This window comes from Schinkia azotoformans LMG 9581 (genome assembly GCF_000307855.1).
Taxonomy (GTDB): Bacteria; Bacillota; Bacilli; order Bacillales; family Bacillaceae_J; genus Schinkia; species Schinkia azotoformans.
Map to the genome: position 1 here is coordinate 17,090 of NZ_AJLR01000123.1, position 11,305 is coordinate 28,394.

At 35.0% G+C, this 11,305-nt stretch carries 10 protein-coding genes; 8 read left to right on the forward strand and 2 right to left on the reverse strand.

Features of this window, described 5'->3' with window-relative positions; translation table 11 throughout:
- The first annotated feature begins 283 nt into the window (after window positions 1-283).
- From BAZO_RS14555 to BAZO_RS14575, 5 genes are all read left to right on the forward strand, one after another.
- Window positions 284-967 carry a phosphoribosylaminoimidazolesuccinocarboxamide synthase gene (locus BAZO_RS14555; protein ID WP_003332374.1) on the forward strand — a complete coding sequence of 228 codons (684 nt, stop codon included), beginning with the start codon at window positions 284-286 and terminating at the stop codon, window positions 965-967.
- A gap of 236 nt (window positions 968-1,203) precedes the next feature.
- Window positions 1,204-2,742: an acetyl-CoA hydrolase/transferase family protein gene (locus BAZO_RS14560; protein WP_003332375.1), complete on the forward strand. Its 1,539-nt coding sequence runs from the start codon at window positions 1,204-1,206 to the stop codon at window positions 2,740-2,742.
- 214 nt (window positions 2,743-2,956) lie between these two features.
- Window positions 2,957-3,676, forward strand: coding sequence for a YebC/PmpR family DNA-binding transcriptional regulator (locus BAZO_RS14565; protein ID WP_003332377.1), 720 nt, complete (start codon window positions 2,957-2,959; stop codon window positions 3,674-3,676).
- A 211-nt stretch (window positions 3,677-3,887) separates the two neighbouring features.
- Window positions 3,888-4,097 carry a hypothetical protein gene (locus BAZO_RS22780; RefSeq protein WP_003332378.1) on the forward strand — a complete coding sequence of 70 codons (210 nt, stop codon included), beginning with the start codon at window positions 3,888-3,890 and terminating at the stop codon, window positions 4,095-4,097.
- Between the two features lie 400 nt (window positions 4,098-4,497).
- A complete protein-coding gene (locus tag BAZO_RS14575; RefSeq protein WP_003332379.1) occupies window positions 4,498-4,902 on the forward strand; it encodes a GyrI-like domain-containing protein in 405 nt (134 codons plus the stop codon).
- A gap of 484 nt (window positions 4,903-5,386) precedes the next feature.
- Here the strand turns inward: BAZO_RS14575 and BAZO_RS14580 are convergent, their stop codons facing one another.
- Window positions 5,387-5,758: a hypothetical protein gene (locus BAZO_RS14580; RefSeq protein WP_003332381.1), complete on the reverse strand. Its 372-nt coding sequence runs from the start codon at window positions 5,756-5,758 to the stop codon at window positions 5,387-5,389.
- A gap of 976 nt (window positions 5,759-6,734) precedes the next feature.
- On the opposite strand from BAZO_RS14580, the gene BAZO_RS14585 reads away from it, so the two are divergent.
- Complete coding sequence (locus BAZO_RS14585) at window positions 6,735-7,340, forward strand: methyltransferase (RefSeq protein WP_003332382.1); 606 nt, start codon at window positions 6,735-6,737, stop codon at window positions 7,338-7,340.
- Window positions 7,341-7,468: 128 nt separating this feature from the next.
- Complete coding sequence (locus tag BAZO_RS14590; RefSeq protein ID WP_003332383.1) at window positions 7,469-8,491, forward strand: hypothetical protein; 1,023 nt, start codon at window positions 7,469-7,471, stop codon at window positions 8,489-8,491.
- A 170-nt stretch (window positions 8,492-8,661) separates the two neighbouring features.
- On the opposite strand, the gene BAZO_RS14595 is transcribed toward BAZO_RS14590, so the two are convergent.
- Window positions 8,662-9,078, reverse strand: coding sequence for an Hsp20/alpha crystallin family protein (locus BAZO_RS14595; RefSeq protein ID WP_003332384.1), 417 nt, complete (start codon window positions 9,076-9,078; stop codon window positions 8,662-8,664).
- A gap of 345 nt (window positions 9,079-9,423) precedes the next feature.
- Here BAZO_RS14595 and BAZO_RS14600 point away from each other — a divergent pair, with 345 nt between their 5' ends.
- Window positions 9,424-10,872 carry a tryptophanase gene (locus BAZO_RS14600; protein ID WP_003332385.1) on the forward strand — a complete coding sequence of 483 codons (1,449 nt, stop codon included), beginning with the start codon at window positions 9,424-9,426 and terminating at the stop codon, window positions 10,870-10,872.
- Window positions 10,873-11,305: the final 433 nt, after the last annotated feature.

Genomic DNA, 11,305 nt, shown 5'->3' on the forward strand with positions numbered 1-11,305 from the left:
CTCATAAATTTACCTATTATGGCAGTTAATGGGTTATATGTAAATTTTAGTTGTTTCTTGATTATAGGTAAACAAAATATTGAAATATTCACGGGAATGTAACAAAATGGATAATTGATTTAAAAGGTTATAATTTTAGAAGAATTATAATTTATAAGAAGCAGCGATATCTTCCACTTCTGTTTTTTCATTTTATATAAAAAGCTTTTATTGATTTTTTCGGAAAAATCAATACATAATAAAGGTAAGTAATAGAAAACTTTACTAGGAAAGGAACAATGATATGAAACTCATTTATACTGGGAAAACGAAAGATGTTTATGCTCTTGAAGACGGAAATTATTTGCTGCAGTTCAAAGATGATGTAACAGGTGAAAATGGAGTCTTTGATCCAGGTGCCAATACTGTAGGTTTAACAATGGAAGGTGCTGGAAAAGCGGGACTAAGATTAACGAAGTTCTTTTTCGAAAAATTAGCAGTGGCTGGAATTCCAACTCATTATATCGATGCCGACATTGAAAAAGCGACAATGACAGTAAAACCAGCAACTGTATTTGGTCAAGGTCTTGAAGTCATTTGCCGTTACCGTGCTGTTGGCAGCTTCCTACGTCGTTACGGTATGTACGCTGAAGAAGCTCAGCCACTCGATGCTTTTGTAGAAGTTACAATTAAGGACGATGCACGTCAAGATCCACCAATCAGCGAGGACGCACTTGATATGCTTGGAATCCTTACCCTCGGCGAATACAAAGAATTAAAAGAGTTGACTCAAAAAATAGCAGCGATCGTAAAGGATGAGCTAGCTAAAAAAGAAATCGAGTTATATGATATTAAATTTGAGTTTGGCAGATTAGCGGATAAGCAAATCGTACTCATTGATGAAATTTCAGGCGGAAATATGCGTGCCTACAAAAAAGGTGAATATATCGAGCCATTAAAACTGGAACAATTAATGCTTGAAGATTAATTTTTTATTTATTAAATAAGAGCGAGCACCCACACTGGAACGTATTGTGTGGGTGTTTTTTTCTATTTTTTGAACCGCTCTGAATTGTTTCTATAACAGTGCCTAGAAAAAATATCTGCTTTAGTACAGGATTTAGCTTGTTTGTCACAAAGTTTCGTTTTTTGTCGTAAAATAAAATTTTTGTCCAATTTTGAATATATAATTAATTTATAAAACCATTAAGGTGGGGTAGAAATATGAAAACACATATAGAGAGAATTAGAGACCCAAGATTACTGGATCGTGTAGTTACAGCAGAAGAAGCGGCATCGTGGATACAGGACGGAATGACAATCGGAATCAGCGGTTTTACTAGAGCTGGCGATGCCAAGGCGATTCCATTTGCATTGGTGAAACGTGCCGAAACAGAATCTTTTAAAGTAAATTTATTTACTGGAGCCTCCATCGGTTCAAATATCGACAAAATGTTTACGGAAGCTGGGATTATTAGAAAACGTCTGCCGTATCAGGCTGACAAAACGATGAGAGATGGAATTAATAAAGGTGATGTATTATTTGTAGATGCTCATCTTTCACATGTGGCTGAATTAGTTCGTAATAAGGCTTTAGAGCCCATAGATTTTGCCGTTATTGAGGCACTCTCTATTACTGAAGATGGAATGATCATCCCGACAACATCAGGTGGAAACTCACAGGTTTTTGCTAATCATGCAAAAAATATCATCATTGAGCTTAATGCTGCATTTCCATTGAGCTTAGAAGGTTTACACGATTTTTATGACCCAGGTGAACAGGGGAAAAGACAACCAATTCCATTAACAAAGCCATCTGATCGAATTGGAATGATTGGAATTCCATATGATCCAGATAAGGTAAAAGGAATCGTATTTACTCATTATCCAGATACACCTTCACCAATCGTACCACCAGATGATGAAACTGTAACGATGGCTAATCATTTGCTAGACTTTTTACGCAATGAAATTGCTGCTGGTAAATTGCCTGAAAAACTGCCAACTTTACAATCAGGAGTGGGTTCAGTAGCGAATGCTGTTCTTCATGGATTACTAGAATCAGAATTTGAAGATTTACAGCTATATTCAGAAGTACTTCAAGATGCAGTATTTGACTTAATGGATGCAGGGAAGGTTACATTTGCTTCAAGCTGCTCGTTAGGTTTATCAGAAGCTAAAATGGATGAGGTATATTCCAACTTTGATAAATATCGTGATCGTATCATGTTACGTCCACAGGAATTATCGAATAATCCGGAAATCATTCGTCGTCTCGGCTTAATTTCTATTAATGCAGCATTAGAATTTGACATCTATGGCAATGTAAACTCCACCCATGTAATGGGAACAAAAATGATGAATGGAATTGGTGGTTCTGGCGATTTTGCGAGAAATGCCCGTTTGGCTATCTTTGTTACAAAATCAATCGCAAAGAATGGAAAGATTTCAAGTATCGTGCCTTTCGCTTCACACATTGACCATACCGAACATGATGTAGATGTAGTAGTAACGGAACAAGGTTATGCAGACCTTCGCGGCTTAGCACCACGTGAGCGGGCAGAATTGATTATTCATAACTGTGTACACCCAATGTATCGAACTCAGTTGTGGGACTACTATACAGAAGCTTTAACAAGAGGCGGCCAAACACCTCATATCTTGGAAAAAGCTTTATCATGGCATATTAATTTACAAAAATACGGAACAATGCAACCAGAGGTCGAAGAAAAAATAGAAGAAAAAGTAAAAGAAACTGTTTAACTATTAAATACGGCTGTTTAAACTATTAAGTTTAGCAGCCTTTTTTTATTTCAACGAATTTTAATCTTGACTTTTTTCAAAGGCTATTTTTAAATTCGGACTTTCCATGTATAATAATAGAGTTATACGATACAAATTATACTATTGGGTATAATAGTGAAATGAATGATGTTTGCATTTTTTTAGATTCAATGTTGAAAGAGAGTGGAACAAAATGGGTCGTAAGTGGAACAATATTAAAGACAAGAAAGCATCAAAGGATGCCAATACTAGTCGAATTTATGCGAAATTTGGCGTAGAGATTTATGTGGCAGCTAAACAGGGCGAGCCTGATCCAGAGTCTAACCAAGCTTTAAAGTTTGTTCTAGAACGGGCAAAAACATATAATGTACCAAAACATATCATTGACCGCGCAATTGAAAAGGCAAAAGGCGGATCAGATGAAAACTATTCCGAGCTTCGTTATGAAGGCTTTGGACCAAGTGGTTCAATGGTAATTGTTGATGCACTAACAAATAACGTAAACCGTACTGCTTCAGAAGTTCGTGCAGCGTTTGGTAAAAATGGCGGAAACATGGGTGTAAGTGGCTCTGTTGCCTACATGTTTGATCAAACTGCTGTTATCGGTGTTGAAGGAAAATCTGAGGAAGAAGCACTTGAAATTCTGATGGAAGCTGACTTGGATGTCCGTGACATTATGGAAGAAGATGATTCAGTGATTGTTTATGCACTACCTGACCAATTCCATGCTGTTCAAGAAGCGTTCAGAAATGCAGGTGTAACTGAATTTACAGTAGCTGAAATCACAATGCTTGCACACAACGAAGTAACTCTAGATGCAGACGCACAGGCTCAATTCGAAAAAATGATTGATGCAATTGAAGATTGCGATGATGTTCAACAAGTGTACCATAATGTTGATTTAGGAGAATAAGTGGGATAGAGGACAAGCTCCTTGGTGTTTCAGCATTTTTCGTTCAGTGGTAAGTCTTTTGATTGTCAAAAATCTGGAATATTTCAGTGGTTTTTCTAGTGAACGATGATAAACATGTTCACTTTTTACCGAAACTACTGTAATATACCTTCAAGTACTAATTAACTCACTTTTTGTATGGGAAATTAATTCATGCAAGGAGTGATTTTTTTTGTTATTAGAAGACATTTACAAGGAATTTTTATTTGATTTGGAGATTAAAAACTATTCTATTCGCACTATTAAAGGCTACAGAAACAACAATCAAGCATTTTTTTCGAAAGCAATGGATGATGCAAAACTTGCAGACGAAATTATCAAACTGCAATTTTGGATTATTCATTATGAAAAAATAGGATACAGATTTGCTTTACCATGTTAATTATTATTTAACGGTTGCAGATCTAATAATAAGTTTCTTTTGGGAAGGTTATTTGGATTCAACTAATGTCTTTGATGTACTATTAAATATCATCATAGATGTAACTTACTTTTTATGGATAAATTTTTTTTTTTTAAAGATAGCTTCTACAGAATAAAGTTTTCATCTGATTCTGTAGCGTATAGGTGGAGGTAACGATAATATTTGATGAATATGAACGAGAAAATTGGGCGTCTAATGGACAACTTCATTCAATAAAATTTGGTGATGGCTTTGGTAAGCAAGGAATCGAATGAACTTATTATTTTACTACGGGATAGTTTTTGCTGAATAATAATATCTTACTAGTGGGTAAATCATGGCTAGGAAATAAAAGAACTATTGAAAGGGATGACTTAATTTGAAACTGTATTTAATTAATAGCACTAGAACAAATAATTTTAATGATGAACAAATGTTGGGGAAAATCAAAACCTTGTGGGGAGAAGCCACTCGCAAACTAGAAAGCCATCAAAATAGTGTATATGGAGTTTATTATGATTATGAAAGTGACTATAAAGCTGATCATTCGTTAAGTGTTGCAATTGAAGATAATAATGGGAACACTTTTATTGAGATACCGAGTAACGAGATATATGAAGTCTTTAAAGTAGATACTACTGACGAACAAGGTATCATTAAAGCTTGGAGTAAAATATGGGAACAAGAAGAAGCAGGCTCTTTAAAGAGAGCTTACTCATATGATTTTGAAAAATACAACCCTAATGGGGAAATTGAAATTCACATAGCAATTAAGCAATCTTAAAGACAATCTACAAGATTAATTAACATAGCCTATTTTGAGATAAAATAAGAGTTTCATCTACAGCACATAGGCTATTATCGTTAATAGCCAAAATTAAGGGAAGCCCATATTTCAAAGGGTTTCCCTGTCCTTTTACAAAATTTACGCTTCTGTTTACTGGTGGAAATATTAGTTTTTATCTCTTATTTCCTCCAAGACTTTTATTATTTGGTTATTTTGATTCTCTATAGATTTCAATCTTTTTTCAACTACACTGAAAGAAGAAAACAATATAAGTATAATAGCAATTCCGATAATGATTTCCAACCTAATATCCCTCCCACTATTTTCCTTATTTAAGCACACCTGTTAGTTTATCAAAGAAAAGGTATTTTCTAAAAATTAAAGAGTTAGTTTTCAAATAAATGACTGGGCATGTTCCGCAATCGTATCCATGTGAAAAATTCTACCTATTGGGCAAACAGATATAATAAAAAATTTTCCATCAAACTTCATTAACTTTATTTTTGAGTTTTTTAGCAAAATTAATAGCGAGAAACTGAGGAATCAAATTTAAAAAACTAACTAAGACTAATAATTGATATGGGGTTAGTGGCTTAAAATAGCCATCCCAATGTTCGTTCCCCGCCATTCCGTTGATAAAATAAAATGAAATTATTACAGATAACAAATTGCCGATAATAGGAGATAACGAATTGATAAATAGTTTTCCGAAGAAAGCAAGAAGCGAAGTGGCTATTATCATAATTAAATAGCCAAGCATTGAATGGTTAGAATAATCTTGATCCATTGAAATATAAACAAAAGGAAAGCAGTACAGACAGATTATTAGAATACCGATTACTATTTTCCCCATTCTACCACCTCTTTTACTTATAAAACCAGTAATAATAACTCAAGATTAAAATGCTTATTATCATTATAATACCAAAGTGTTTTTTCCTTGGCTTTTCCGCAGAACTACTTCCACCAAAGAAGAAATACAGTGAGCCGAGAACGAAAATTATGAAGGCTAATATTTTCAGAAAAAAGTCCATAGTACCTCCTTGTTTCCCATTTGGAACTATACACCAAGCAAGTTCAATTTCACAATATGGAGTGCTTTTCTCAAAAACAATTTGACTATTGAAATGAAAAAATACACGATTAACACTATCATGCCAAAATTAACCCAAAATATTACCCACCAGTCCTTATTTCTTATTGGATAAAACTTCAAAAGGAATAGATTAACTATTTTTCTCTTATTTTAATCACCTTTTTTAAATATTTATTTAAGTAAAATTAACACAAGTCCCTTTAAATGGTAACACATATTTCCATATTTATGTTATTTTACAGTTAAATTGTCATTTAACGTTAATCCAGAAATTAAAAAAGAGTACAACCACAAATGTACTCTTTATGCAAATCCTTTGGTAATTCATGAAGGAATTGTTTTAATTGTGGTTGGAAAAGAATATGTTGTAAAAAAAGAATGAGTTGAATAGTAAAAATTTGGTTGATTAATAATAATAAAGCAAAAATAAGAGTAGAGGTGTACATTTTTGAACTTTAAGAAAGTCATATTAAATATACTTTCTCTTTCGATCCTATGGGGTTACGGATTGTATTGTCTAATTCACAAAAATGATGATGTGATGGCAATACTATTACCCGTTTTCACATATATGTGGTTTAGAAAAAAATAATAGTAAATAACCCATAAATCCTGCTTAAACAATGATGTACATAGACTGAGTTATGGTAAAATACACAAAAATATAGTATGATATGCTAATAATTTCATATTTTATGTACGGAATGTGGTTATCAAATAGGAGATAGATCCCATGAAGGAACATTATTACGATAAATTGCTTAACATAAATACAGGGGGCAATCAAAAAGAATCGAGTGGGTCAATACACTATCATCGCTATGAACCAACCCAATACATAGCTCTAGAAGCGTTGTTTGCTGAATATGAATTGACAAGCAGCGATCATGTAGTGGACTTTGGGTGTGGTAAAGGGCGATTAAACTTTTACATACATTATTTTTTTCATGCATCCGTTGTCGGGATAGAAATGAACGAAGTATTTTATAAAGAAGCCATTCAAAATAAAACGAGTTATCAAAAGAAACATAAGAGAGATAGAGATAAAATTCAATTCCAATGTTGCTTAGCGCAAGATTATGAAATTAATCCATTGGACAATCGATTTTATTTCTTTAACCCATTTTCGATACAAATTTTTATTGCTGTGCTTATAAATATTATAGTTTCGGTTGGAGAAGCCGATCGGGAAGTTGAACTAATTTTGTATTATGCGTCCGAGGATTATGTCTATTTTTTAGAAAATCATACTGGATTTGAATTAAAAAAGGAAATTATTGTACCTGGTTTATATGAAAATGACCCGTATGAGAGGTTTTTAATCTATCAATTGGGATAAGGGGGCGGAGGTTCTTTTGACCCAAAGTGAGCCAGAGTTCCCGACCCTGTGTCTCCTGCTATTAATCTGAAAATACTGACAACGATTCAGCTAAATGATATATTGATAGGGAAGGGGGCAATAGAACTATGGAATTTAGAAGAGAAGAAGAATGGTTTACGTTTTATGATGTTCAAGGGAATTTGATCGAACGGAAGACGGAAGTGCGGTTTGACCCATTGACTGGGGAAACTTCCCGGCTTATTTTTGATCCGGGAATGCCAATTACACCGCCTGATTATAGTGAATTAGCTGAACAGACTGGTGGGGCAAAATGTCCGTTTTGTCCGGAAAATCTATACAAGATGACACCGGTTTTTCCAAAAGAAATTTCTCAAGATGGTAGAGTGGCACAAGGAGAAGCGGTGGCATTCCCTAATCTATTTCCATATAGCAAACATAATGCTGTGGTTATTTTTTCGGGTCAACATTATGTGAGATTAGAAGAATTTACGGTGGAAATGATTAAGAATGCGTTTATGGCTGCGCAAACCTATACTCAAAATGTAATTGCCGTAGATCCAAATGCACAGTATGCTTCTATTAATTGGAACTATTTACCTCCATCTGGGGGAAGCATCCTACACCCACATATTCAGGTGATTTTGTCCGAGTCAGCAACGAACACTCAAACGTTGATAAGTGAAAAAGCGAAGACCTATGAAGAAGAACATGGCAAGGAATATTTTACGTCATTATATGAAACTGAAAAAGAGCTTGGCGAAAGATGGATTGGTGAGTTAGGAAATGTGGCTTGGATGCATGCCTATGCACCGAAAAGCCATAATGATTTTGTGGCAATCTTTACAGAGTCCCGTTCTATTTTTGATATTACTGAACAAGATTGGTTGAACTTTGCAACAAGTATCAAAGCCATTTTTGCGACGCTTTCTGAACAGGGATTTGCAAGTTTTAACCTACTGCTTAACGCATCAATTGATCGTGACTCAAAGCAGCCTGTACATATTCGACTCATACCCCGGATTACAATAGGGGCTCTGAATACCAGTGATATCAACTCTTTCCAAGCTTTACATCAAGAACCGCTTTCATTGAAAATACCGGAAGAGGTAGCAGACAAGGCTCGGAAGCATTTTGAAAAAATAAAATAATTGATTAGAAAAACACGTAATTTGCCCATGATGGCAAAATACGATGTACCTAAAGGTATGACCTGTGGCCCTTTTTCTTATACTATAATCCATAAAATCTTATATTTTATAGTATAAAAGAAAAGGAGAGTAAGACACCACATATCCGGCGGTGTTGCTCTCCTTTTAGCTTATTCTATTGGAATATGTTTACGATCCGGCAATGATGGATTTTTCTTTTCTAAAGTAATTGTTAGAACTCCATCTTCATATTTTGCTTTGGAAGAATCACTAATTACTTCAGCAGGAAGTGGAATCGTTCTTTCTACTTTTCCATAAGAACGCTCCTGCTTATAATACTTTTCGCCTTTTTCTTCTTTTTCGGCGGTACGAGAAGCCTTAATAGTAAGAGAATATTCATCTAAAGCCAACTCAATTTCATCTTTGCTGAATCCAGGAAGATCTGCATGAATCGTGATTGTTTTTTCATTTTCTTTTACATCCACATCAAACATCTTGCTCCATGGCCATGGATTATCAAAGAATTCCTCCAGCTCCTGACTTCTCTTGTTCCAAAATCTAGGTAGTAAATCATGTAGTGTTGCCATAATGATCAACCTCCATTTTGAAATATTTAACTTCCACATCTATTTTAATACATTTTATTAGAGTTGGGCACATTTTCCATTACTGTTCATGGAATTGTAAAAATTACTTTTGAACATCAAAAAAATATTATTCTATTTTTCGTGTTTTAATTTTTAGCATTTTACCGCGAAAAAGCATTATGGCGTTAAATTAATAAAACCTAGCAAAATTTCACCCACTTTTACAAATATTGTTGTCTTTTGTCGAAATAGTCTGTATAATCCCTTTAATCAAAAATGAAGATCCAATCTGTGTTGGATTCTCGGAAATTATATTTAAAAAGCATTTGAAGGAGTGGTTGTAAAATGTCTACTGTTAAGTTTTTTTATGGTGAAAATATCCCGTTAGAGATGCACAAAGCCCGTATTGTCCAAAAAATTAATCTTCAACCAATTGAGCGCCGTTTGGAAGCGATAAAAGAAGCAGGATACAATACATTTTTACTAAAAAATACAGATATTTTTATGGACATGCTGACTGACAGCGGTGTAAATGCGATGAGTGATAAGCAGCAGGCGGCGATGTTGGAAGCAGACGACAGTTATGCAGGATCTGTTACTTTTACTAAATTGGAGAAAAAAATTAAAGAGATTTTTGGGAAAGAATATTTTTTGCCCGCTCACCAAGGTCGTGCTTGTGAAAATATAATATCGCAAGTCTATGTGAAACCAGGCACAATCGTTCCAATGAACTATCATTTTACAACTTCTAAGGCACATGTTGTTTTAAATGGTGGTACCGTAGAGGAAATTTTTACAGATGAAGCTTTGAAGATTGATAGTGATGTTCCGTTCAAGGGGAATATGGACACTGGTAAATTAAGAGATTTAATTGAAACAAATGGTGCAGATAAAATTGCTTTTGTGCGTCTTGAAGCAGGTACCAACTTAATCGGGGGCCAACCGCACTCCCTTGAAAATATGCAGGAAATCCGTAAAGTGTGTGATGAATATGGAGTCATGCTAGTATTTGATGCGAGTTTACTAGCGGATAATTTATATTTTATAAAAACACGCGAAGAACAATGTAAGGATATAAGCATCCGTGATATAACGCGTAAGCTTGCTGATTTAGCTGATATTATCTATTTTTCGGCTCGGAAATTAGGTTGTGCTCGTGGTGGCGGTATTTGTACAAACAGTAAGGAAGCCTATTTGAAAATGCGCGAGTTAATCACTTTATATGAAGGCTTCCTAACTTACGGCGGGATGTCAGTTCGCGAAATGGAAGCGATGGTCGTTGGATTAGATGAAACAATGGACGAACATATGATTAATCAAGGGCCGCAATTTATTGAATATATGGTAAATGAGCTTGTGGAAAGAGGAGTTCCAGTTGTTACACCGGCAGGCGGATTAGGCTGTCATATTAATGCGATGGAATTTGTTGGTCATATCCCACAGGAAGAATACCCTGCAGGTGCGCTTGCAGCAGCATTTTACCTAGTCAGCGGTGTCCGCGGCATGGAGCGAGGAACATTATCGGAACAACGCGACGAAAACGGCAATGAAATTTTATCACATATGGAGCTATTGCGCTTAGCCATGCCCCGTCGTGTATACTCACTTTCACACGTAAAATATGCAGTAGACCGTATTACTTGGCTTTATGAAAATCGCCACTTAATTGGTGGCTTGAAATTCGTTGATGAACCAAAAGTATTGCGTTTCTTCTTTGGAAAACTTGAATCAACAACGGATTGGGAAACAAAACTTGTTGAAAAATTTAGAGCGGATTTCGGTGATAGCTTGTAATTAACGTAAATAAGGTAGTAAAGGTCAGGGACCGCAAACTAAGTAGTTCAGTTTTGGAGTACAAATTTTTAATTTACACTCCAAAACGGACTGCTTTTTTTATTATCAAATCGTTATATTATTCAAGCAACAAATCATAAGCATTTTGAAAGGTATTTTCGTTTTCCTGCAGAATCCTCAATATGATGTAGTATTATTTGTATATGCTCTTTTCAGCGAAGAAAGCAGAATACTGGAACAAGACAGAAGAAAATATACTTTCGCTTAATTCGCAATAGAGTTAAATTCCGCTGTAAACATAAAATGAAGACCAAAACACGCGAGGTTTTCGATATTGCGGACAGGAAGTGTGGATTCGGCCCTTGGTGTGGCCGCATTTTTCGGTTTTGCGGACAGGGAGTGAGAGTTCTGCCTTTGGCGTGGCCGCATTTTT